Origin of the sequence: Pseudomonas sp. CG7, assembly GCF_023701885.1 — a bacterium.
In the GTDB taxonomy this organism is placed as follows: domain Bacteria; phylum Pseudomonadota; class Gammaproteobacteria; order Pseudomonadales; family Pseudomonadaceae; genus Aquipseudomonas; species Aquipseudomonas zanjanensis.
Window position 1 is genome coordinate 1 of the sequence record NZ_JABAEE010000091.1, and the last position, 24,173, is coordinate 24,173.

The following is a 24,173-nucleotide window of genomic DNA, read 5'->3' on the forward strand; positions in this document are numbered from 1 at the left end:
GAGATCTGGATAAGAGACCGATTGAGGGCCTCGTCAATGTGGGCGCGGTCCTTGCGGGAGCGAGCTTGCTCGCGATAGCGGTGGCTCAGGCAACATCAATCTGGATGTTCCGACGCCATCGCGAGCACGCTCGCTCCCACAGGGGGAAATTTGTTGATTCAGATGCTGATGCGTGTCAGGTGGGCATCAGGTTCCTGGTTGACGCTCAGGTGCTGCACGATCGCTTCCTGCAAGCGGCTGCACAGTTGCGGATCGGACAACGGCTGGTTGTGAGCGTCGGTAATGAAAAATACGTCTTCCCCCCGTTCGCCGAGGGTGGCGATCTTGGCGTTTTGCAGCGACAGGTCGAACTCCAGGAAGATATGGCCGACCCGCGCCAGCAGGCCCGGGCGATCCGGCGCGCTGAGTTCCAGCACCGTGACCTGGCGCTGGGCGTCGTTGTGGATCGTCACCTGGGGGGCAAAGGCGAAATGCTTGAGCTGGCGCGGCACCCGGCGCTGGATGATGGTCGGGTAGTCCGCCGGGTTGCGCAGGGCCTCGGTGAGGCCGTCGCGAATCTGCTTGACCCGCGCCGGGTTGTCGCCAATCGAGTCGCCGTCGGTGTCGAGCTCGATGTAGGGGTCGAGGGTGAACTGGCTGGTGGACGTAATGACCCGGGCGTCATGAATGTTGAGGTTGAGCTGGTCCATCGCCGCCACCGTCACCGCGAAGAAGTCGTGCTGGTCCGGGGCGTAGATGAAGATCTGCGGACCGCCCTCGAACTCACGCTGGGTGGTTTCCTTGATCAGCACCAGCGGCCCGCCATCGGCCGGTTGCTGCAGGATCGCGTCGCTGTGCCAGGCCACGTCGCCGGCGGTGTGGCGCAGGAAGTAATCATCGCCCAATTGCGACCAGAGCTGCTCGACATCGTCCGGGTCGGTGCCGCCGCGGACCAGGATGTCCAGGGCTGCGCTTTGGGTGCGACGGATCTGTTCTTCGCGGTCCACCGGGTTTTCCAGGCCGCGGCGCAAGGCCCGCTTGGTCTCGGTGTAGAGCTGGCGCAACAGGCTCGCACGCCAGGAGTTCCACAGGGTCGGGTTGGTGGCGTTGATATCGGCGACGGTCAGCACATAGAGATAATCCAGGCGTATTTCGTCGCCAACGGTCTGGGCGAAGTCATGGATGACCTGTGGATCGGACAAGTCCTTGCGCTGGGCGGTGGTCGACATGACCAAATGGTTCTGCACCAGCCAGACGATCAGCCGGCTGTCCCACAGGGGCAGTTGATGGCGTTGGCAGAACGCCTCGGCGTCCACCGCGCCGATCTCGGAGTGATCGCCCTGGCGGCCCTTGCCAATGTCGTGGTACAGCCCAGCCATGTAGATCAGCTCGGGCTTGGGCAGCTTGCCCATGAGCTTGCTGGCCAGTGGGAATTTCTCCGACACCTGGGTGTACTGCAACTTACGCAGGTGCTTGATCAGGTTCAACGTGTGGGCATCGACTGTATAAATGTGGAACAGGTCGTGCTGCATCTGCCCGACGATGAAGCCGAACTCCGGCAGGTAGCGCCCGAGGATCCCGTAGCGGTTCATCCGGCGCAGGTTGCGGTGCACGCCGATCTTGCATTTGAACAGCTCGATGAACAGGCTGGTGTTGCGGATGTCGTGACGGAAATCTTCATCGATCAGATGACGGTTTTCCCGCAGCAGGCGGATGGTATCGGCGCGTACACCCTTGATTTCCGGGTGCTGGGCCATGAGCACGAAAATCTCGAGCATGGCGAAGGGCGTGCGGCGAAACACGTTGGCGTTACGCGCTTCGATGTAGCCGTCGTGCAACTGAAAACGTGAATTGATTGGCAGCGGCGGTTCTTCGTCCTCGGGGGCGAGGATGACTTCCTCGAAGTGCTGGATGATCAGTTCGCTGAGCTGGGCGATGCTCATCACCACGCGGTAGTACTGCTGCATGAAGTTTTCGATGGACTGCTTGGCATCCTGCCCCTCGAAACCCAGCAGTCCGGCGATGGAGCGCTGGTGATCGAACAGCAGGCGGTCCTCGGAGCGCCCGGCGAGCATGTGCAGGGCGTAGCGGACCTTCCACAGGAATTCCTGGGACGAGGCCAGCAAGGCGTTTTCGCTTTCCACCAGGAAACCTTCCCCGGCCAGGGCGCGCAGGTTCAGCGTGCCGTACTGGCGGCGGGCGACCCACAGGATCGTCTGGATGTCCCGCAGCCCGCCGGGCGAGCCCTTGACGTTGGGTTCCAGGTTGTATTCGGTGTCGTTGTACTTGTGGTGACGGGCCTTCTGCTCGGCGTGCTTGGCCAGGAAAAAGTCCTTGCTGGGCCACATGTGCGCCGTGCTGGTGACATCGAGCATGCGCTGGCGCAGGTGCTCGGGGCCGGCAACGGTGCGGCTTTCCATCAGGTTGGTGATCACTGTCAGGTCGGCGCGGGCCTCGTCGGCGCATTCCTGCACCGAACGCACGCTTTGGCCGACTTCCAGGCCGATGTCCCACAACAGCGTCAGGAAGCGCTCGATGGAGTCGCGGAAAATTTCATGATCGGCGCTGTCCAGCAGGATCAGCAGGTCGATGTCGGAGTAGGGGTGCAGCTCGCCGCGCCCATAGCCGCCCACCGCCACCAGGGCGATGTCGGCATCCTCGCTCCAATCGAACTGCTCCCAGGCCTTTTGCAGGATGTTATCGACGAACCAGGCGCGGTCCTCGATCAGCCGACGAATGTCCCGGCCATTGCGAAAGCGCTGGTCGAGCACTTCGTGGGCCTGGCGGATGGCCTTCTTGAATGCCGAGATGGGGCTTGCCTTCAGGGCCAGTTCAGCCTGGAACTGGCCGCGGTCGAAGAGTTCGGGATCCACCTGCGGCATTGAATGGCTTTCCTTTCTATCTATATCTGTTGGATCTATAGCTGGGTACGGATCAGGCGGAAACGCGCGCAATGGTGTCATCGCTGCGCAGGGTGAAGATTTCGTAGCCGGTCTCGGTGACCAGCAGGGTGTGTTCCCACTGGGCCGACAACTTGCGGTCCTTGGTGATGGCGGTCCAGCCGTCGCCCAGCACCTTGGTGTCGGCGCGGCCCTGGTTGATCATCGGCTCGATGGTGAAGGTCATGCCCGCCTGCAGCTCCATGCCGGTGCCGGCGCGGCCGTAGTGCAGGATCTGCGGTTCTTCGTGGAACACCTTGCCGATGCCATGGCCGCAGAACTCGCGCACCACCGAGAAACCGTTCTTCTGCGCATGCTTCTGGATCACTTCGCCGATGTCGCCCAGGCGGCAGCCCGGTATCACCAGTTCGATGGCCATGTACATGCATTCCTGGGTGACCTTGGACAGGCGCTGGGCCCACTCCGGTACGTTGCCGACATGGAACATGCGGCTGGTGTCGCCGTGATAGCCGTCCTTGATGACGGTGACGTCGATGTTCAGGGTGTCGCCATCCTTCAACGGTTTTTCGTTGGGGATGCCGTGGCAGACCACGTGGTTGATCGACGTGCAGATCGACTTCGGGAAGCCTTTGTAGTTGAGCGGGGCGGGGATGGCTTTCTGCTCGTTGACGATGTAGTCGTGGCAGATGCGGTCCAGCTCTTCGGTGGTCACGCCCGGCTTGACGTAGTCGGCGATCATCTCCAGCACTTCGGCGGCGAGTTTGCCGGCGACACGCATTTTGGCGATGTCCTCGGGCGTCTTGAGGGTAACGGTCATACAGGCTCTCTCTGCGCCCGACGGCGCTGTTCAAAACGAAATGGGCGGCGGATGATGACTCGCGTGGCCCTGAAAGAGGCGATTCTAACAGACGATCAGCGCAAATCCGCGCCCACATGCATCGCTTCTCTCTATAAGGGTGTGCATCCATGGCCCATGAAAGGGCTTTGGCAGGGCGCTTCACCGGGATTTCAGAATCCGTGTTCCGTTTTCGCCCTTGCTGTGGTATAAAATGCGCCGCTTTCCGGGGATGACCCCGTAAGCTTAAATCCACACACGTGTCGACACGATGACCTGGGTGCCTTCGGCTTATATAGCCGCTGGTTGGTCATTGGGATACGTGGAGGCCAAACCCGACTTATCAAGGAACTATCATGTCCCAAGTCAACATGCGCGATATGCTGAAGGCCGGTGTGCACTTCGGTCACCAGACCCGTTACTGGAACCCGAAAATGGGCAAGTACATTTTCGGCGCGCGTAACAAGATCCACATTATCAACCTTGAAAAAACCCTGCCGATGTTCAACGAAGCACTGACCTTCGTAGAGCGCCTGGCCCAGGGCAAAAACAAGATTCTGTTCGTCGGCACCAAGCGTTCCGCTGGCAAGATCGTTGCTGAAGAAGCAGCACGTTGCGGTTCGCCGTACGTCGATCACCGCTGGTTGGGCGGCATGCTGACCAACTTCAAGACCATTCGCGCTTCCATCAAGCGTCTGCGTGACCTTGAAGTCCAGTCCGAAGACGGTACTTTCGCCAAGCTGACCAAGAAAGAAGCGCTGATGCGCACTCGCGATCTTGAGAAGCTGGACCGCTCCCTGGGCGGTATCAAGGACATGGGCGGTCTGCCTGACGCACTGTTCGTGATCGACGTTGACCACGAGCGCATCGCGATCACCGAAGCCAACAAGCTCGGTATCCCGGTCATCGGCGTTGTCGACACCAACAGCAGCCCGGAAGGCGTTGACTACATCATCCCAGGCAACGATGACGCCATCCGCGCCATCCAGCTGTACATGGGTTCGATGGCTGACGCTGTAATCCGTGGTCGCAACAATGTTAACGGCGGCACCGAAGTCTTCGCTGAAGAAGCTCCGGCAGCAGCCGCTGAGTAATCGACGCCCCTGGCGTTGACTCAGTAAGCAAAAAGGGGGCTTGGCCCCCTTTTTGCCACCTCGAAAACCATTTGCCGCCAGCGCAGTGACTTGTTTGTAACCTGCCGCGGCCTATAAGCAGTGGTTTTCCAGGAAGAATTGATCGCCCGTTCGATCGGGTGGAATGGTTGAAAACCTATCCAAGAGGATTTTGAAATGGCAGAGATTACTGCAGCGTTGGTCAAAGAACTGCGCGAGCGTACCGGCGAAGGCATGATGGATTGCAAGAAAGCCTTGACCAAGGCTGGCGGCGACATCGAAAAAGCCATTGATGACATGCGTGCTTCGGGCGCCATCAAGGCTGCCAAGAAAGCTGGCAACATTGCTGCTGAAGGCGCTATCGGTATCAAGGATGACGGTAAAGCTGCCGTTATCATCGAAGTCAACTCGCAGACTGACTTCCTGGCCCTGCAAGACGACTTCAAGGCATTCGTTGCCGCCAGCGTCGAAAAAGCATTCGCCGACAAACTGACCGACGCAGCTCCGCTGATCGCCGCTCAGGAATCGGCTCGTGAGGCCCTGGTTGCCAAAGTAGGCGAAAACGTCAACATCCGTCGTCTGGTTCGTGTCGAAGGTGATGTTGTCGGTTCTTACCTGCACGGCAACAAGATCGGTGTTGTTGTGGCCCTCAAAGGCGGCAACGTCGAGCTGGCCAAGGACATCGCGATGCACGTCGCTGCCAGCAACCCTGAGTTCCTGCTGCCGTCGGAAGTTTCCGCTGATGCCATCGAGCGCGAAAAAGCCGTGTTCATGCAGCTCAACGAAGACAAGATCAAAGGCAAGCCTGCCGAAATCGTTGAAAAAATGGTTGCCGGTCGTATCACCAAGTTCCTGGCTGAAGCCAGCCTGGTTGAGCAGGCGTTCGTCAAGAACCCTGAAATCAAGGTCGGTGAACTGGCCAAGAAGGGCGGCGCTGAAATCGTTTCCTTCACTTACTTCAAAGTGGGCGAAGGCATCGAGAAGCCAGTAGACAACTTCGCTGAAGAAGTGGCTGCTCAGCTGGCTGCCAGCAAGCAATAAGACAGTTTGTATAACTGTCGCCCAGAAGAGGCTGCCCGCTTAACGCGCGCAGCCTCTTTTTGGATGAGGATGCCGATTTATATTGGTTTCCTGTCGGAACTGGCTTACAAAGCCGTGTTCCGATGGCGCTGTGTCAGCGTCAGGCTAGAGTGAACGCAGGCTGAAAACAGTCTGCAAAGAATTTTGAAAATACGCCGCAGGAGAGATTCGCAATGGCTCAGCAGGGCAGTGGTTATCAGGCTCGCTATAAACGCATTCTACTCAAGCTTAGCGGCGAGGCCCTGATGGGCTCGGAAGAGTTCGGGATCGATCCGAAAGTGCTGGATCGCATGGCCCTGGAAGTGGGCCAGCTGGTCGGGATCGGCGTTCAGGTCGGCCTGGTCATCGGCGGCGGTAACCTGTTCCGCGGTGCAGCGCTGAGCGCGGCCGGCATGGATCGGGTCACGGGCGACCACATGGGCATGCTGGCCACTGTGATGAACGCCCTGGCTATGCGCGACGCGCTGGAGCGTGCCAATATCTCGGCCATCGTGATGTCGGCCATTTCCATGGTTGGCGTGACCGATCACTACGACCGCCGCAAAGCCATGCGCCACCTCAATTCCAAGGAAGTGGTGATTTTTGCCGCCGGTACCGGTAATCCGTTCTTCACCACGGATTCGGCCGCCTGCCTGCGAGCGATCGAGATCGATGCCGATGTCGTGCTCAAGGCAACCAAGGTCGATGGCGTGTATACCGCTGACCCGTTCAAGGACCCGCATGCCGAGAAGTTCGATCATCTGACCTACGATGAAGTGCTGGATCGCAAGCTGGGTGTCATGGACCTGACGGCTATCTGCCTGTGCCGCGACCACAAGATGCCGCTGCGCGTCTTTAACATGAACAAGCCGGGCGCCCTGCTGAATATCGTCCATGGCGGCGCCGAAGGAACACTGATCGAGGAAGCTCAACAATGATCAATGAAATCAAAAAAGACGCTCAAGAGCGCATGCAGAAATCCCTGGACTCTCTGAACCACGCATTCGGCCAGATTCGTACCGGCAAGGCTCACCCCAGCATCCTCGGCAGCGTCATGGTGCCTTACTACGGCACTGACACACCGCTGAGCAGCGTTGCCAACGTCACCGTGAAAGACTCGCGCACCCTGCAGGTCGTGGCTTTCGAGCGCAACATGCTCGCTGCTGTAGACAAGGCGATCCAGAGCGCCGGCCTGAACCTCAACCCAACTAACCTGGGGGAGCTGCTGCTGATCCCGATGCCGGCCCTCACCGAGGAGACGCGCAAAGGCTTCACCAAACAAGCTCGTAGCGCAGCGGAAGATGCGCGTGTCGCTGTGCGCAATATCCGTCGTGACGCGTTGGGTGAGCTGAAGAAGTTGGTCAAGGATAAGGAAATCAGTGAAGACGAAGAGCGTCGTGCCATCGCTGATATCGATAAGCTGACCAAGGAATCCGAGGCCCAGATCACCAAGGCCACGGACGAGAAAGAAAAAGACCTGATGGCCGTATAAGGGTCTCGTTTTCATGGAAAAGACCAAGCAGGCCGTGCCGTTCGCGGTGCCGCGCCACGTGGCGATCATCATGGACGGCAACAACCGCTGGGCCAAGAAACGCTTTATGCCTGGCGTCGCCGGGCACAAGGCGGGGGTCGACGCTGTTCGTGCGGTCATCGAGGTGTGCGCCGAGGCAGGGGTCGAGGTGCTGACCCTGTTCGCCTTCTCCAGCGAGAACTGGCAGCGCCCGGCGGATGAAGTCAGCGCCTTGATGGACCTGTTCCTCAAGGCCCTGCGTCGCGAGGCCAAGCGCCTCAGCGATAACAAGATCAGCTTGCGCATCATCGGTGACCGCTCGCGCTTCCATCCTGAGTTGCAGGCTGCGATGCGTGAAGCCGAAGCCGCGACGGCGGGTGCCAATCGGTTCGTCCTGCAAATCGCCGCCAACTATGGTGGCCAATGGGACATTGCCCAGGCTGCGCAGCGGCTGGCGCGGGAAGTCCAGGCCGGGCACTTGCGTCCAGAAGACATCACCCCTGAACTGCTTCAGACTTGCCTGGCGACCGGTGACCTGCCGTTGCCGGACCTGTGCATCCGGACCGGTGGCGATCATCGCATCAGCAACTTCCTGCTCTGGCAATTGGCTTATGCCGAGCTGTACTTCTCCGACCTGTTCTGGCCGGACTTCAAACACGAAGCCATGCGCACCGCATTGGCCGATTTCGCTTCCCGTCAGCGACGTTTCGGTAAAACGAGCGAGCAGATCGAAGCTGGAGCCCGGATTTAATGCTTAAACAACGAATCATCACTGCCTTGATCCTGTTGCCCATCGCCCTGGGTGGTTTCTTCCTGCTCGAAGGCGCCGGTTTTGCGCTGTTCATCGGGCTGGTCGTGACCCTGGGCGCCGGGGAGTGGGCGCGGCTGGCGGGTTTTGCTGCACAGTCGGCGCGGGTGGCCTACGCAGCGGCCGTGGCGGCCATGCTGGTCATCATGTACGTGGTGCCCGGCCTCGCGCCTTGGGTGCTGGGGGCTGCGGTGCTGTGGTGGGCGACGGCGACCTTCCTGGTCCTGACCTACCCACGGACCACGCATCACTGGGCCAACGCGGCGACCAAGCTGGTCATCGGCCTGTTGATCCTGCTGCCGGCCTGGCAGGGGCTGATCTGGATCAAGCAAGGTCCGCTGGGCAACTGGCAGATCATGGCCGTGATGGTGTTGGTCTGGGGCGCCGATGTCGGGGCCTACTTCTCCGGCAAGGCCTTTGGCAAGCGCAAGCTGGCGCCGAAAGTCAGTCCTGGCAAGAGCTGGGAAGGGGTCTATGGTGGCCGGGTCCTGAGCCTGGTGATCACCACGGTGGTCGGTTTCGTACGGGATTGGACGGTCGCGCAACTGTTCATGGGCCTTATTGGCGCGGCCTTGATCGTATTTGTGTCGGTGGTCGGCGACCTGACCGAAAGCATGTTCAAGCGTCAATCCGGGATCAAGGACAGCAGTAACCTGTTGCCCGGTCACGGTGGCGTGCTGGATCGCATCGACAGCCTGACGGCTGCAATCCCGATCTTTGCGGTGCTGTTGTGGATGGCGGCATCGTGAGTCGCCCCCAGCAGATCACTGTTCTTGGCGCGACCGGTTCGATTGGCCTGAGTACGCTTGACGTCATCGGTCGGCATCCGGAGCGCTACCAGGTGTTTGCCCTCAGTGGCTTCACGCGCCTGAGTGAATTGCTGGCGTTGTGCATTCGCCACACCCCGCGGTTTGCCGTGGTGCCTGAGGCTGGCGTGGCGCGGGCGCTGCAGGACGATCTGCGCGCAGCCGGCTTGCAAACCCGCGTGTTGGTAGGGGAGGAGGGCCTCTGCCAAGTGGCTTCCGATCCCGAAGTCGACGCCGTGATGGCGGCGATCGTCGGTGCGGCGGGCTTGCGTCCGACGCTGGCGGCGGTGGAAGCCGGCAAGAAGATCCTGCTGGCCAATAAAGAAGCGCTGGTGATGTCCGGCGCACTGTTCATGCAGGCTGTACGCAAAAGCGGCTCGGTGTTGCTGCCCATCGACAGCGAACACAATGCGATTTTTCAATGCATGCCGCAGGATTTTTCCCGCGGTCTCGGCGCGGTAGGGGTTCGGCGGATTTTGCTGACGGCCTCCGGTGGTCCGTTCCGGCAGACGCCGCTGGAAGAATTGGTGCATGTTTCTCCCGAGCAGGCCTGTGCGCACCCGAACTGGTCCATGGGGCGCAAGATCTCGGTGGATTCGGCCAGCATGATGATCAAGGGGCTGGAGCTGATCGAGGCCTGCTGGCTGGTCGATGCCAAGCCGGCGCAGGTCGAGGTGGTGATTCATCCCCAGAGCGTGATTCACTCCCTGGTGGACTACGTCGATGGCTCGGTGCTGGCCCAGTTGGGCAACCCGGACATGCGCACGCCGATCGCCAACGCCCTGGCCTGGCCGGAGCGCATCGACTCGGGCGTTGCGCCGCTGGATTTGTTCGCCATCGCGCGCCTGGATTTCCAGGCGCCCGATGAGCAGCGCTTCCCCTGCCTGCGCCTGGCGCGCCAGGCGGCCGAGGCGGGCAACAGTGCACCGGCCATGCTTAACGCTGCCAATGAGGTGGCCGGTGCCGCGTTTCTCGATGGACGTGTCCGTTATCTCGAGATCGCGAGTATCATCGAGGAAGTCTTGAACCTCGAAGCCGTGGTTTCGGTCGAGGACCTCGATACGGTATTCACGGCGGATGCCAGGGCTCGTGAGTTGGCGGGCCAATGGCTGCAGCGCCACGGGCGTTGAAGCTGCGATACGTTAGCCAGGGTTGCCCTGGGCAGGATTGCGGAGAAAACAGATGAGCGCGCTCTATATGATTGTCGGCACCCTGGTTGCGCTGGGGGTGTTGGTCACCTTTCACGAATTCGGTCATTTCTGGGTCGCGCGTCGCTGTGGCGTCAAGGTCCTGCGTTTTTCCGTGGGCTTTGGCATGCCATTGCTGCGTTGGCACGACAAGCAAGGCACCGAGTTCGTCGTGGCGGCCATTCCGTTGGGCGGCTACGTCAAGATGCTTGACGAGCGCGAAGGCGAAGTCCCGGCCGATCAGCTCGACCAATCCTTCAATCGCAAGACCGTCCGCCAGCGTATCGCCATCGTCGCGGCGGGACCGATTGCCAACTTCCTGCTGGCCCTGGTGTTTTTCTGGGGCCTTGCGATGCTGGGTAGCGAGCAGGTGCGTCCGGTCATCGGTGGCGTAGAGGCTGGCAGCGTTGCCGCTCGTGCCGGGCTGGGTGCCGGGCAGGAAATCGTCGCGATCGACGGCGAGCCGACATCGGGCTGGGCAGCGGTCAACCTGCAGCTGGTACGTCGCCTGGGTGAGAGCGGTTCGTTGCAGTTAATGGTGCGCGAGCAGGGTTCCACGGTGGATTCGCCGCGCGAACTGATCCTGGACAACTGGCTCAAGGGCGCCGACGAGCCGGATCCGATCCGTTCACTGGGAATCAAGCCTTGGCGTCCGGCGTTGCCGCCGGTTCTCGCCGAGCTCGACCCGAAAGGCCCGGCCCAGGCTGCAGGCCTGAAGACCGGCGATCGGTTGCTGGCCCTCGATGGCCAGCCGGTCAGCGCCTGGCAGCAGGTGGTCGATTCGGTTCGTGTACGTCCTGATACCAAGATTTTGCTGCGCATCGAGCGCGACGGTGCTCCAATCGACGTCCCGGTGACCCTGGCCGCCCGTGGCGAAAGCAAGGCGCCGACCGGTTACCTGGGGGCGGGCGTCAAGGCGGGCGCCTGGCCGCCGGAAATGATCCGCGAGGTCAGTTTCGGCCCTGTGGCGGCGATTGGCGAGGGTGCGCGTCGTACTTGGACCATGAGCATCCTGACGCTGGACTCGCTCAAGAAAATGTTGTTCGGCGAGCTCTCGGTAAAAAACTTGAGTGGACCGATAACCATTGCTAAAGTGGCGGGCGCTTCTGCCCAGTCGGGCGTCGCTGATTTCCTGAATTTCCTTGCTTATCTGAGCATTAGCCTGGGGGTTCTGAATTTGCTGCCCATCCCGGTACTGGATGGGGGGCATCTGCTGTTTTATCTGATCGAGTGGGCGCGTGGTCGTCCCTTGTCGGATCGGGTGCAAGGTTGGGGGATACAGATCGGTATCAGCTTGGTGGTCGGGGTCATGTTGCTTGCCCTCGTCAACGATCTGGGTCGTCTGTAACGCTTCGCTGAATTGCGAATCTGCCGCATTTTGCGGCAGTTTGTTTATTGCCAGTTGGAATAAGAAAGGACTTCATGAAACGTCTGCTGCTAACTGCGGTTCTCACCGTATTGATGATCGCCGAAGTTCACGCCGAGTCCTTCACTATCTCTGATATTCGCGTCAACGGCCTCCAGCGGGTTTCCGCGGGTAGCGTCTTTGGTGCCTTGCCGTTGAACGTCGGCGAGCAGGCGGATGATCGGCGCCTGGTGGAATCCACGCGTGCGCTGTTCAAGACCGGCTTCTTTCAAGATATCCAGCTGGGCCGTGACGGCAATGTCCTGGTCATCACGGTAGTCGAGCGCCCGTCGGTCGCCAGTATCGAGATCGAAGGCAACAAGGCGATCTCCACTGAAGACCTGATGAAAGGCCTCAAGCAGTCCGGCCTGGCCGAAGGCGAGATCTTCCAGCGCGCCACCCTCGAAGGCGTGCGTAACGAGCTGCAACGCCAGTACGTCGCCCAGGGCCGCTACTCGGCCACCGTCGACACCGAAGTGGTGCCGCAGCCGCGCAACCGCGTCGGCCTGAAGGTCAACATCAACGAAGGCACCGTGGCGGCCATCCAGCACATCAACGTGGTGGGCAACACGGTTTTCCCGGATGAAGACCTGATCGACCTGTTCGAACTCAAGACCACCAACTGGCTGTCGTTCTTCAAGAACGACGACAAGTACGCCCGTGAAAAACTCTCCGGTGACCTGGAGCGCCTGCGTTCCTACTACCTGGACCGTGGCTACATCAACATGGACATCGCTTCGACCCAGGTGTCCATCACCCCGGACAAGAAGCACGTCTACATCACTGTCAACGTCAACGAAGGCGAGAAGTACACCGTTCGTGACGTCAAGCTCAGCGGTGACCTGAAGGTTCCCGAGGACCAGGTCAAATCGCTGCTGCTGGTGCAGAAGGGCCAGGTGTTCTCGCGCAAGCTGATGACCACCACGTCCGAGCTGATCACCCGCCGCCTGGGTAACGAGGGCTACACCTTCGCCAACGTCAGCGGCGTGCCGCAGCCGCACGATGAAGACCATACCGTCGACATCACCTTCGCCGTGGACCCGGGCAAGCGTGCCTACGTCAACCGCATCAACTTCCGTGGCAACACCAAGTCCGAGGACGAAGTGCTGCGCCGTGAAATGCGCCAGATGGAAGGTGGCTGGGCGTCGACCTACCTGATCGACCAGTCCAAGACCCGTCTCGAGCGCCTGGGCTTCTTCAAGGAAGTCAACGTCGAGACGCCGGCCGTGCCGGGCGTCGATGACCAGGTCGATGTGAACTACAGCGTCGAAGAGCAGGCTTCCGGCTCGATCACCGCCAGCGTCGGTTTCGCCCAGAGCGCCGGCCTGATCCTCGGCGGCTCGATCACCCAGAACACCTTCCTGGGTACCGGTAACAAGGTCAGCATCGGCTTGACCCGCAGCGAATACCAGACCCGCTACAACTTCGGTTTCGTGGACCCCTACTGGACCGCTGACGGCGTGAGCCTGGGCTACAACGCCTTCTACCGCACCACCGACTATGACGAACTCGATTCCGATGTCTCCAGCTATGCAGTAGACAGCTTGGGTGCCGGCGTCAACGTGGGTTATCCAATCAGCGAGACTTCGCGTCTTACGTTCGGCCTCACCGCCCAGCAGGACGAGATCAGCACTGGCCGCTATACCGTTGACGAGATCTTCGATTTCGTCGAGAAGGAAGGCGACAAGTACCTGAACTTCAAAGCGTCTGTTGGTTGGTCCGAGTCGACCTTGAACAAGGGTGTGCTGGCAACCCGTGGCCGTTCCCAGAGCCTGGTATTGGAAACCACCACGCCTGGCAGCGACTTGTCGTTCTTCAAGCTCGACTACCGCGGCCAGCTGTTCCAGCCGCTGTCTGACAACTACACCATGCGCCTGCACACCGAGCTTGGTTATGGCGATGGCTACGGTTCGACCGACGGCCTGCCGTTCTACGAGAACTACTACGCCGGTGGTTTCAACTCGGTACGTGGCTTCAAGGACAGTACCTTAGGCCCACGCAGTACGCCGAGTCGCGGTGCAGCTGAGACTGGCAACCAGGGGACCATCCGGGACCCGGATCAGGATCCGCTGCCATTCGGTGGTAACGTCCTGATTCAGGGCGGGGTTGAATTGCTGTTCCCCATGCCGTTCGTCAAGGATCAGCGCTCTCTGCGTACCTCGGTATTCTGGGACGTGGGTAACGTATTCGACTCCAGTTGCGATAAACCTACCAACAACAATGGCACGTCATCCAACGCAGAGTGCAACGACATCAGTCTGAGCAACCTGGCCAGCTCCGTCGGTGTGGGCGTGACCTGGGTCACCGCACTGGGTCCCTTGAGCTTCGCGTTGGCGATGCCGATCAAGAAACCGGATGACGCTGAAACCCAAGTGTTCCAATTCTCCCTCGGCCAGACGTTCTAAGCGTCCGGCCCAAGATAACGACAATGGATTTTGTAGGAGTGCATCGTGCGTAAGTTGACTCAATTGGTTCTCCTGGCGACCGTACTGGTTGCCGGTCCGGCTTTTGCCGACATGAAGATTGCCGTGCTGAATTATCAGATGGCCCTGCTGGAATCCGACGCGGCGAAGAAATACGCCGTGGATGCCGAGAAAAAGTTCGGTCCGCAACTGACCAAGCTCAAGGGCCTGGAAAGCAGCGCCAAGGGTATCCAGGACCGTCTGGTCGCCGGTGGCGACAAGATGGCCCAGGGTGAGCGCGAACGTCTGGAGCTTGAGATCAAGCAAAAGGCCCGTGACTTCCAGTTCCAATCCAAGGAGCTGAACGAAGCGAAAGCTGTTGCCGACCGCGAAATGCTCAAGCAACTCAAGCCGAAACTCGACAGCGCTGTGGAAGAAGTCATCAAGAAAGGTGGTTTTGACCTGGTGTTCGAGCGTGGCGCAGTGATCGATGTCAAGCCTCAATACGACATCACGCGCCAAGTGATCGAGCGCATGAATCAGCTGAAGTAATCCATGACAGCGACTATCAAGCTCGGCCAGTTGGCCGAGTTCCTCGGCGCCACCCTGCGTGGCGACCCGGAGAAGGCAATTACTGGGCTAGCCACTTTGCAAGAGGCTGGCCCAGCTCAGTTGAGCTTTCTGGCAAATCCCCAGTACCGCAAGTATCTGGCTGACTGCCGGGCGGCTGCGTTGTTGCTCAAGGCTGCCGATGCCGATGGGTTTGCCGGCGATGCCTTGATCGTGCCCGATCCGTACCTGGCGTATGCCCGCATTTCCCATCTGTTCGATCCCAAGCCGACATCGGCCGCCGGTATTCATCCCAGCGCTGTGATCGCCGCAGATGCCGTGGTTGACCCCACGGCCAGCGTCGGCCCGTTCGTGGTCATCGAAAGCGCCGCCCGAATCGGTGCCGGTGTCACGCTGGGCGCCCATTGTGTCATTGGTGCGCGCAGCGAGATCGGCGAAGGCGGCTGGCTGGCACCGCGGGTCACCCTGTATCACGACGTGCGCATCGGCAAGCGGGTGGTGATCCAGTCCGGTGCCGTGCTGGGCGGTGAAGGGTTCGGTTTTGCCAACGAGAAGGGCATCTGGCAGAAGATCGCCCAGATCGGCGGTGTCACCATTGGCGATGACGTGGAGATCGGCGTCAACACTGCGATCGACCGCGGTGCCTTGGCCGACACGGTCATCGGCAATGGCGTCAAGCTCGACAACCAGATCCAGATTGCCCACAACGTCCAGGTCGGTGACCACACCGCCATGGCCGCCTGCGTGGGCATCTCCGGCAGCACCAAGATCGGCAAGCATTGCATGCTCGCCGGTGGCGTAGGCCTGGTGGGCCATATCGATATCTGTGACAACGTGTTCCTGACCGGGATGACCATGGTGACCCACTCGATTACCGAGCCGGGTGCCTATTCTTCCGGCACAGCCATGCAGCCGGCAGCCGAATGGCGCAAGAGCGCGGCGCGTATCCGCCAGCTCGACGACATCGCGCGGCGCCTCAAGCAGGTGGAAAAGCGTGTAGGGGACGTGACCCCTGGCGGTAATGCTTCATCAGATGGCTGATACCATTTCCATATCAAGTGTGCACAGCCGTTAGGGCATCTTGATTTGCTAGCGGAGTGCGCGTCACTCGTGCGCTCCCAATCTTTACATAGGCTTCCCCCCGAAATGATGGACATCAACGAGATTCGCGAATACCTGCCTCACCGTTACCCGTTCCTGCTGGTGGATCGGGTGGTGGACCTGGACGTTGAAGGCAAGCGCATTCGCGCCTATAAGAATGTCAGCATCAACGAGCCGTTCTTCAATGGTCACTTCCCCGCGCACCCAATCATGCCGGGCGTATTGATCATCGAGGCGATGGCCCAGGCTGCCGGGATCCTTGGTTTCAAAATGCTCGACGTAAAGCCTGCCGACGGCACGCTCTACTACTTCGTCGGTTCCGACAAGCTGCGCTTCCGCCAGCCGGTCACTCCGGGCGATCAATTGATCCTCGAAGCCAAGTTCATCAGCTGCAAGCGCCAGATCTGGAAATTCGAATGCCAGGCTTCGGTCGACGGCAAGCCAGTCTGCTCCGCTGAAATCATCTGTGCGGAACGCAAACTATGAGTTTGATTGACCCTCGCGCAATCATCGATCCGACGGCCGTCCTGGCCGCCGATGTCGAGGTCGGCCCGTGGTCGATTATCGGCGCAGGTGTGGAAATCGGCGAGGGTACGGTGATCGGTCCCCACGTAATTCTCAAGGGACCGACCCGGATTGGTCGTCACAATCGCATCTACCAGTTTTCCTCGGTAGGCGAGGACACGCCCGATCTCAAGTACAAAGGTGAAGAAACCCGCCTGGTCATTGGCGATCACAACGTGATCCGCGAAGGCGTGACGATTCACCGTGGCACTGTCCAGGACCGTTCCGAAACGACCCTGGGCGACCACAACCTGATCATGGCTTACGCACATATCGGCCACGACAGCGTGATTGGCAACCATTGCATCCTGGTCAACAACACCGCGTTGGCCGGTCATGTGCACGTGGACGATTGGGCGATCCTGTCCGGGTTCACCCTGGTGCACCAGTATTGCCATATCGGCGCCCACAGCTTTTCCGGCATGGGCACCGCCATCGGCAAGGATGTCCCGGCCTATGTCACGGTGTTCGGCAATCCTGCTGAAGCCCGCAGCATGAACTTCGAAGGCATGCGACGTCGGGGGTTCAGCGAAGAGGCAATTACCGCGCTGCGCCGTGCCTACAAGGTGGTGTACCGCCAGGGCCTGACCGTCGAGCAGGCGCTCGCCGAACTGGCAGAGGCTTCGGCACAGCACCCGGAAGTCGCGATTTTCCGCGATTCCATCCAGTCTTCGACCCGCGGCATCACTCGCTGACTATGGCTAACGTGCGCGTTGCACTGGTGGCGGGAGAGGCTTCCGGTGACATTCTGGGCGCGGGTCTGATGCGAGCGCTCAAGGCGCAGCACCCCGCGGTGGAGTTCATCGGCGTCGGCGGGCCGTTGATGCAGGCCGAGGGCCTGACCTCCTATTTCCCGATGGAGCGCCTGTCGGTGATGGGCCTGGTGGAAGTGCTCGGTCGCCTGCGTGAGCTGCTGGCTCGACGCAAGAAGCTGATCCAGACCTTGATCGACGAAAAACCGGATGTGTTCATCGGCATCGATGCGCCGGATTTCACCCTCAACATCGAGCTCAAGTTGCGTCAGGCCGGGATCAAGACCGTGCACTACGTCAGCCCGTCGGTCTGGGCCTGGCGGCAGAAGCGCGTGCTGAAGATCCGCGAAGGCTGCGACCTGATGCTGACGCTGCTGCCGTTCGAAGCTCGGTTCTACGAAGAAAAGGGCGGGCCGGTGCGGTTTGTCGGGCACACCTTGGCCGACACCATTCCCCTGGAAGCCGACCGCGAGGCCGCTCGCCAGGCGTTGGGCCTGCTCGAAGGACCGCTGGTGGCCTTGATGCCCGGCAGTCGGGGCGGCGAAGTGAGTCGCCTGGGTGGCTTGTTCTTCGACGCCGCTGAACGCCTCTTGGCGCTGCGCCCCGGTGTGCGGTTTGTTCTGCCGTGTGCCAGTGCGCAGCGTCGCGTCCAACTGGAAGCCCTGTTGGACGGTCGCGATTTGCCGGTGACGTTGCTCGACGGTCGCTCCCATGACGCACTGGCGGCCTGTGACGCCGTGTTGATTGCCTCCGGTACGGCTACCCTTGAGGCGTTGCTGTTCAAACGCCCGATGGTGGTTGCCTATCGCTTGGCACCGCTGACATTCTGGATTCTCAAGCGCATGGTCAAGAGCCCCTACGTCTCCTTGCCGAACCTGCTGGCCCAGCGTCTGTTGGTGCCGGAACTGCTGCAAGACGATGCGACCGCCGAGGCGCTGGCCACTACGCTGTTGCCCTTGATCGATGGCGGCGAGGAACAGACCCGGGGCTTTGACGAAATCCATCGTACCCTGCGTCGCGATGCCTCCAACCAGGCGGCTGACGCGGTACTGACCCTGATTGGCGCAAAACCATGAGCAACGTAAAGCTACAGATGGGCCTGGACTTCAACCTGGTCGCCGAAGTGGAAGAGCTGGTGGCCGGTGTCGATGAGGTGGGGCGCGGCCCTTTGTGTGGCGCGGTGGTGACGGCGGCGGTGATTCTCGACCCGAAGCGGCCAATCCTCGGCCTGAACGATTCGAAGAAACTCACGGAGGCTCGTCGCGAAAAGCTCTATGACGAAATCTGCGAGAAGGCCCTGAGCTGGTGCATCGCCCGGGCCGAAGTCGAAGAAATCGATGAACTCAATATCCTGCACGCCACCATGCTCGCCATGCAGCGTGCCGTGCAAGGGCTGCATATCACGCCGAAGCTGGCGATGATCGATGGCAATCGCTGCCCGAAACTGTCGATGCGCGCCGAGGCGGTCATCCAGGGCGACGGCAAGGTACCGGCCATCGCCGCGGCCTCAATCCTGGCCAAGGTCAGCCGTGACCGGGAAATGAGCGCCTTCGAGCTGATCTACCCGGGCTACGGCATCGGCAGCCACAAGGGCTACCCGACCCCCGTGCACCTCGAAGCCCTGGCGCGCCTTGGGCCAACGCCTATTCATCGGCGATCGTTTGCCCCGGTTAGGCTGGCTTATGAGGCCCGTGATGGGTTGATCGAAAGCGAGGGGTTCACCTGATCGTGGCGCGGGGGCTTGCTCCCGCTGGGCTGCGCAGCAGCCCCCCTTCTTATGGGCGCTTCGCACCCAAGCGGGAGCAAGCTCCCTCGCCACGGGTTCAATCCTCAAGAGAATGGGTTGCTGGCTGATGTTTTACCCAAGGCCCGGTACAATCCGGGCCTTGTTGTTTTCATGACTTAACGCATGATCACTATGCCGGCTTCATTCGTTCATCTACGCCTGCACACTGAATACTCCCTGGTCGACGGTCTGGTGCGGATCAAGCCCCTGGTCAAGACCCTGGTGGGCATGAACATGCCTGCCGTGGCGGTCACCGACCAGAACAACATGTGTTCGCTGGTCAAGTTCTACAAGGCTGCCATGGGCGCCGGGATCAAGCCGATCTGTGGCGCGGACCTGTGGCTGTCAAACAAGGACCCGGACGCGCCGCTGAGCCGGATCAGCCTGTTGGTGATGAACGCCCTTGGTTATCGCAACCTCACCGAGTTGATCTCCCGCGGCTTTATCGACGGCCAGCGCAACGGCTCGATCATCATCGAGCGCGAGTGGGTGGCCGAGGCCAGCGAAGGGCTGATTATGCTGTCCGCGGCCAAGGAAGGTGAAATCGGCCTGGCCCTGCTCAGCGGCAACCCCGAGGAAGCCGAGACCCTGGCCCGCGACTGGATGGCGGTGTTCCCGGATCGCTTCTACATCGAAGTGCAGCGCACCAACCGCCCCAATGACGAAGAACACCTGCACGCCGCCGTGGCCCTGGCCGACAAGATCGGCGCGCCGCTGGTGGCGACCAACGATGTGCGGTTCATCAAGCAGGAAGATTTCGAAGCCCACGAAACACGGGTTTGCATCGGTGAGGGCCGCGCCCTCGACGACCCGCGTCGGTCAAAGAACTACAGCAATCAGCAATACCTCAAGAGCGCCGAGGAAATGGCCGAGTTGTTCAGCGACCTGCCCGAGGCGCTGGAAAACACCGTCGAGATCGCCAAGCGCTGCAACATCGAAGTGAAGCTGGGCAAGCACTTCCTGCCCAACTTCCCGATTCCCGATGGCATGACCATCGATGAATATTTCCGCAAGGTGTCCTTCGACGGTCTCGAAGAGCGCCTTAGCGTCCTGTTGCCCAAGGACACCACCGAAGACTACGAAGCCAAGCGCCAGGTCTATGTCGATCGGTTGAATTTCGAACTGGATATCATCATCCAGATGGGCTTCCCCGGTTACTTCCTGATCGTGATGGACTTCATCCAGTGGGCCAAGAACAACGGCGTGCCGGTGGGTCCTGGCCGTGGATCGGGTGCCGGGTCCCTGGTGGCCTACGTGCAAAAGATCACCGACCTCGACCCGCTGGAATATGACCTGCTGTTCGAACGTTTCCTCAACCCGGAACGGGTCTCCATGCCCGACTTCGACGTCGACTTCTGCATGGACGGTCGCGACCGCGTGATCGACTACGTGGCCGAGAAGTACGGCCGCAACGCGGTGAGCCAGATCATCACCTTCGGTTCCATGGCCGCCAAGGCGGTGGTGCGTGACGTGGCGCGGGTGCAGGGCAAGTCCTACGGTTTGGCGGATCGCCTGTCGAAGATGATTCCGTTCGAAGTCGGCATGACCCTGGAGAAAGCCTACGAGCAGGAAGAAATCCTGCGGGACTTCATCAAGGTCGACGAAGAGGCCGCGGAAATCTGGGAGATGGCCCGCAAGCTCGAAGGCGTGGTGCGTAACGTCGGCAAGCACGCCGGTGGCGTGGTGATCGCGCCGACCAAGCTGACGGACTTCTCGCCGATCTATTGCGACGAAGAAGGCGACGGCCTGGTGACCCAGTTCGACAAGGACGACGTCGAGGCGGCAGGCCTGGTGAAGTTCGACTTCCTCGGCCTGCGGACCCTGACGATCATTGACTGGGCGCTGAAGACCATCAACCGCGACCGGGCCAAGGTCGGCGAAGAACCATTGGACATTGCCTTCATCCCGCTGGATGACAAACCGACCTACAGCCTGCTGCAAAAAGCCGAAACCACGGCGGTGTTCCAGCTTGAATCCCGGGGCATGAAGGAGCTGATAAAAAAGCTCAAGCCCGACTGCCTGGAAGACTTGATCGCACTGGTGGCCCTGTTCCGTCCGGGGCCTCTGCAATCGGGCATGGTGGATGACTTCATCAACCGTAAGCACGGTCGCGCCGAGCTGGCCTACCCGCACTCGGATTATCAGTACGAAGGCTTGAAACCGGTATTGGCACCGACCTACGGCATCATCCTGTATCAGGAACAGGTGATGCAGATTGCCCAGGTCATGGCCGGTTACACCCTCGGCGGCGCGGACATGCTGCGCCGGGCCATGGGTAAGAAAAAGCCCGAGGAAATGGCCAAGCAGCGCGGCGGTTTCATTGAAGGTTGCGCGACCAACGGTATCGACCCTGACCTGGCCGGTAACATCTTCGACCTGGTGGAAAAATTCGCCGGCTACGGCTTCAACAAATCCCACTCCGCCGCCTATGGCCTGGTGTCGTACCAGACCGCGTGGCTGAAAGCGCATTACCCGGCGCCGTTCATGGCGGCGGTACTGTCGGCGGATATGCACAACACCGACAAGGTCGTGACCTTGATCGAAGAAGTGCGGACCATGAAGCTGCGCCTCGACGCGCCGGACGTGAACGCTTCGGAGTTCAAGTTCACGGTGAACGACGAGGGCCGGATCATCTATGGCCTCGGCGCGATCAAGGGCGTGGGCGAGGGGCCGGTGGAAGCCATCACCGAAGCGCGCCAGGATGGGCCGTTCAAGGATCTGTTCGATTTCTGCGCCCGGGTCGACCTCAAGCGCATCAATAAACGCACCCTCGACGGTTTGATCCGCAGTGGCGCCCTGGACCGGCTGGGCCCTTACTTTCACGATGAGCCGAAGGCCTACCAGGCCAACATCGACCGCAACCGCGCGGTGCTGCTGGCGGCGATGGAAGAAGCGATCAAGGCCGCCGAACAGACCGCCCGCACCCACGACAGCGGCCACGCCGACCTGTTTGGCGGGCTGTTCGTCGAGGAGGACGCCGATGTCTACGGCAACCATCGCAAGGCCAAGGAACTGACGCTCAAGGAACGTCTCAAGGGTGAAAAAGACACCTTGGGCCTGTACCTGACCGGTCACCCGATCGACGAATACGAAGGCGAGATCCGCCGTTTCGCCCGCCAGCGCATCATTGACCTCAAGCCGGCGCGCGACACCCAGACCGTCGCCGGCATGATCATCGCCCTGCGGGTAATGAAGAACAAAAAGGGCGACAAGATGGGCTTCATTACCCTCGACGACCGCTCCGGGCGTATCGAGGCGTCACTGTTCGCCGATGCGTTCCATTCGGCGCAGTCGTTGTTGCAGACCGACGCGATGGTGGTGGTGGAAGGCGAGGTCAGTAACGATGACTTCTCCGGTGGCCTGCGGCTGCGGGTCAAGCGGGTGATGAGCATGGAGGATGCCCGCACCAACCTGGCCGAGAGCCTGCGCCTGAAGTTGCAGACCCAGGATCTGAAGGGTGATCAGCTACGCTGGTTGGGCGAGTTGTTCAAGCGCCATCGCGGTGCTTGCCCGATCACCATGGAGTACGTACGCCCCGATGCCAAGGCCGTGCTGCAGTTCGGCGAAGGCTGGCGGATCGATCCGGCGGATGCGTTGATTCAAGCCTTGCGTGACCAGTTCGGCAAAGACAACGTCTTCCTCCAATACCGTTGACGGCCAGGGGCCACTGTTGAAAGCGGAAAACCCCTGATCTCGACCCGAATTTTTAATCTCGACCTGAACGCGCCTCTCCCTTAAGGTAGGCGCGAATAGACAACCGGCCGGCCCAAGCTCTCTTGGACGTCGACCCTAGACGGACGCCTATGAACCCGAATTTTCTAGATTTCGAACAGCCGATCGCCGACCTGCAAGCCAAGATCGAAGAGTTGCGCTTGGTCGGTAATGACAATTCGCTGAATATCGGCGATGAAATCTCTCGTCTGCAGGACAAAAGCCGCACGCTGACCGAAGACATCTTCGGCAAGCTGACCAGTTGGCAGATTGCCCGCCTGGCGCGGCACCCACGTCGTCCCTACACCCTGGACTACATCGACCACATCTTCACCGAGTTCGATGAGCTGCACGGCGACCGTCACTTCTCCGACGACGCCGCGATCGTCGGCGGCGTTGCTCGCCTGGACGACCAGCCGGTGATGGTCATCGGTCATCAGAAAGGTCGCGAAGTGCGTGAGAAGGTACGCCGCAACTTCGGCATGCCGCGTCCGGAAGGCTACCGCAAGGCGTGCCGCCTGATGGAAATGGCCGAGCGCTTCAAGATGCCGATCCTGACTTTCATCGACACCCCGGGTGCCTACCCAGGCATCGATGCCGAAGAGCGCAACCAGAGCGAAGCGATTGCCTGGAACCTGCGCGTCATGGCGCGGCTGAAACCCCCGATCATTGCCACCGTGATTGGCGAGGGCGGTTCCGGCGGTGCGTTGGCCATCGGTGTCTGCGACCAGCTGCACATGCTGCAATACTCCACTTACGCGGTGATCTCGCCGGAAGGCTGCGCCTCGATCCTGTGGAAAACCGCCGAGAAGGCGCCGGATGCCGCCGAAGCCATGGGCATTACCGCCGAGCGTCTCAAGGGGCTGGGCATCGTTGATAAAGTGATCAACGAGCCAGTGGGCGGCGCCCATCGCGACCCAGCCGCAGCCGCTGCACTGATCCGTGCGGAGCTGAGTTCGCAGCTGTCGATGCTCAAGAAGTTCGACAACGACGCGCTACTGACTCGTCGCTATGAGCGGTTGATGAGCTACGGTCTCTGATCGAACTGCAACACCCATGTGGGAGCGAGCCTGCTCGCGAAAGCGGATTAACATTCAACGGATGAGTTGACTGATACACCGCTTTCGCGAGCAGGCTCGCTCCCACAGTTGTTTGTGACAAGGCTGACTCCTATGAACTCAAGCGCGGATCTGCCAACCCGGCTACTCACACAGTTATCCCCCTGGCGCAACGCCGCTACCTGGCGCATCGCCTTCTCCGGTGGCCTCGACTCCACCGTCCTGCTGCACCTGCTCGCGACCCTTTCGCAACACCACGCCTTGCCCGCGCTGAGCGCCATCCATGTGCATCACGGCCTTCAGGCTGTGGCCGATGCGTGGCCGGAGCATTGCCGTTCGGTCTGTGCGGCCCTGGGCGTGCCGTTGGACGTAGTGAATGTGCACGTGCGTCCCGGCGCCAGTGTCGAGCGCGCCGCCCGTGAGGCGCGTTACGCCGCCTTCGTCGCGGCGATCGGCAGCCATGAAGTGCTGCTCACCGCCCAACATCGTGATGATCAGGCAGAGACTCTATTGTTTCGCCTGCTGCGGGGGGCGGGGGTGAGGGGGCTGGCGGCGATGCCAGGGGACCGTCCAGTGGGCGAGGGGCAGCTGCTGCGGCGGTTGGTCGATGTGTGCCGCGGGGGGCGGG

The 24,173-nt window shown here is 60.7% G+C and carries 20 protein-coding genes; 18 read left to right on the forward strand and 2 right to left on the reverse strand.

Features of this window, described 5'->3' with window-relative positions:
• Window positions 1-158: 158 nt before the first annotated feature.
• Window positions 159-2,861 carry a [protein-PII] uridylyltransferase gene (locus tag HGO40_RS26260; RefSeq protein WP_250965415.1) on the reverse strand — a complete coding sequence of 901 codons (2,703 nt, stop codon included), beginning with the start codon at window positions 2,859-2,861 and terminating at the stop codon, window positions 159-161.
• Window positions 2,862-2,913: 52 nt separating this feature from the next.
• Window positions 2,914-3,696, reverse strand: coding sequence for a type I methionyl aminopeptidase (map, locus tag HGO40_RS26265; RefSeq protein ID WP_250965416.1), 783 nt, complete (start codon window positions 3,694-3,696; stop codon window positions 2,914-2,916).
• Between the two features lie 374 nt (window positions 3,697-4,070).
• Here map and rpsB point away from each other — a divergent pair, with 374 nt between their 5' ends.
• From rpsB to tilS, 18 genes are all read left to right on the forward strand, one after another.
• Window positions 4,071-4,808: a 30S ribosomal protein S2 gene (rpsB, locus tag HGO40_RS26270; RefSeq protein WP_003198231.1), complete on the forward strand. Its 738-nt coding sequence runs from the start codon at window positions 4,071-4,073 to the stop codon at window positions 4,806-4,808.
• A 195-nt stretch (window positions 4,809-5,003) separates the two neighbouring features.
• Window positions 5,004-5,867 carry a translation elongation factor Ts gene (gene tsf, locus HGO40_RS26275; RefSeq protein WP_024619613.1) on the forward strand — a complete coding sequence of 288 codons (864 nt, stop codon included), beginning with the start codon at window positions 5,004-5,006 and terminating at the stop codon, window positions 5,865-5,867.
• A gap of 212 nt (window positions 5,868-6,079) precedes the next feature.
• Window positions 6,080-6,823 carry a UMP kinase gene (pyrH, locus tag HGO40_RS26280; protein ID WP_186705496.1) on the forward strand — a complete coding sequence of 248 codons (744 nt, stop codon included), beginning with the start codon at window positions 6,080-6,082 and terminating at the stop codon, window positions 6,821-6,823.
• Window positions 6,820-7,377, forward strand: a complete 558-nt coding sequence (gene frr / locus HGO40_RS26285) for a ribosome recycling factor (RefSeq protein ID WP_060739001.1) — start codon at window positions 6,820-6,822, stop codon at window positions 7,375-7,377. The genes pyrH and frr overlap by 4 nt, the downstream gene beginning before the upstream one ends.
• Window positions 7,378-7,390: 13 nt before the next feature.
• A complete protein-coding gene (uppS, locus tag HGO40_RS26290) occupies window positions 7,391-8,146 on the forward strand; it encodes a polyprenyl diphosphate synthase (protein ID WP_186705497.1) in 756 nt (251 codons plus the stop codon).
• The gene (locus HGO40_RS26295) at window positions 8,146-8,952 is read left to right on the forward strand and encodes a phosphatidate cytidylyltransferase (RefSeq protein ID WP_250965417.1); all 807 of its coding nucleotides are present in this window, start codon (window positions 8,146-8,148) and stop codon (window positions 8,950-8,952) included. Before uppS ends, HGO40_RS26295 begins: the two co-directional genes overlap by 1 nt.
• On the forward strand, window positions 8,949-10,139 hold the full coding sequence (ispC, locus tag HGO40_RS26300; protein WP_250965418.1) for a 1-deoxy-D-xylulose-5-phosphate reductoisomerase: 1,191 nt from the start codon (window positions 8,949-8,951) through the stop codon (window positions 10,137-10,139). The genes HGO40_RS26295 and ispC overlap by 4 nt, the downstream gene beginning before the upstream one ends.
• A gap of 52 nt (window positions 10,140-10,191) precedes the next feature.
• Window positions 10,192-11,544 (forward strand): RIP metalloprotease RseP, encoded by a 1,353-nt coding sequence (rseP, locus tag HGO40_RS26305; protein ID WP_250965419.1) that lies wholly within the window; start codon window positions 10,192-10,194, stop codon window positions 11,542-11,544.
• 74 nt (window positions 11,545-11,618) lie between these two features.
• A complete protein-coding gene (bamA, locus tag HGO40_RS26310; RefSeq protein WP_250965420.1) occupies window positions 11,619-14,006 on the forward strand; it encodes an outer membrane protein assembly factor BamA in 2,388 nt (795 codons plus the stop codon).
• Window positions 14,007-14,051: 45 nt separating this feature from the next.
• The gene (locus HGO40_RS26315) at window positions 14,052-14,555 is read left to right on the forward strand and encodes an OmpH/Skp family outer membrane protein (protein WP_250965421.1); all 504 of its coding nucleotides are present in this window, start codon (window positions 14,052-14,054) and stop codon (window positions 14,553-14,555) included.
• A 3-nt stretch (window positions 14,556-14,558) separates the two neighbouring features.
• The gene (lpxD, locus tag HGO40_RS26320; protein WP_186705502.1) at window positions 14,559-15,614 is read left to right on the forward strand and encodes a UDP-3-O-(3-hydroxymyristoyl)glucosamine N-acyltransferase; all 1,056 of its coding nucleotides are present in this window, start codon (window positions 14,559-14,561) and stop codon (window positions 15,612-15,614) included.
• Window positions 15,615-15,719: 105 nt separating this feature from the next.
• Window positions 15,720-16,160, forward strand: coding sequence for a 3-hydroxyacyl-ACP dehydratase FabZ (gene fabZ / locus HGO40_RS26325; protein ID WP_003184897.1), 441 nt, complete (start codon window positions 15,720-15,722; stop codon window positions 16,158-16,160).
• Window positions 16,157-16,933: an acyl-ACP--UDP-N-acetylglucosamine O-acyltransferase gene (lpxA, locus tag HGO40_RS26330; protein ID WP_186705503.1), complete on the forward strand. Its 777-nt coding sequence runs from the start codon at window positions 16,157-16,159 to the stop codon at window positions 16,931-16,933. The genes fabZ and lpxA overlap by 4 nt, the downstream gene beginning before the upstream one ends.
• A gap of 2 nt (window positions 16,934-16,935) precedes the next feature.
• The gene (gene lpxB / locus HGO40_RS26335) at window positions 16,936-18,066 is read left to right on the forward strand and encodes a lipid-A-disaccharide synthase (RefSeq protein ID WP_250965422.1); all 1,131 of its coding nucleotides are present in this window, start codon (window positions 16,936-16,938) and stop codon (window positions 18,064-18,066) included.
• On the forward strand, window positions 18,063-18,716 hold the full coding sequence (rnhB, locus tag HGO40_RS26340; protein ID WP_250965423.1) for a ribonuclease HII: 654 nt from the start codon (window positions 18,063-18,065) through the stop codon (window positions 18,714-18,716). The genes lpxB and rnhB overlap by 4 nt, the downstream gene beginning before the upstream one ends.
• Window positions 18,717-18,908: 192 nt before the next feature.
• A complete protein-coding gene (dnaE, locus tag HGO40_RS26345; protein WP_250965426.1) occupies window positions 18,909-22,430 on the forward strand; it encodes a DNA polymerase III subunit alpha in 3,522 nt (1,173 codons plus the stop codon).
• Between the two features lie 149 nt (window positions 22,431-22,579).
• Window positions 22,580-23,527: an acetyl-CoA carboxylase carboxyltransferase subunit alpha gene (locus HGO40_RS26350; protein WP_250965424.1), complete on the forward strand. Its 948-nt coding sequence runs from the start codon at window positions 22,580-22,582 to the stop codon at window positions 23,525-23,527.
• A 132-nt stretch (window positions 23,528-23,659) separates the two neighbouring features.
• Window positions 23,660-24,173: tRNA lysidine(34) synthetase TilS (gene tilS / locus HGO40_RS26355; RefSeq protein ID WP_250965425.1), on the forward strand; the 514-nt coding region annotated here is incomplete at its 3' end.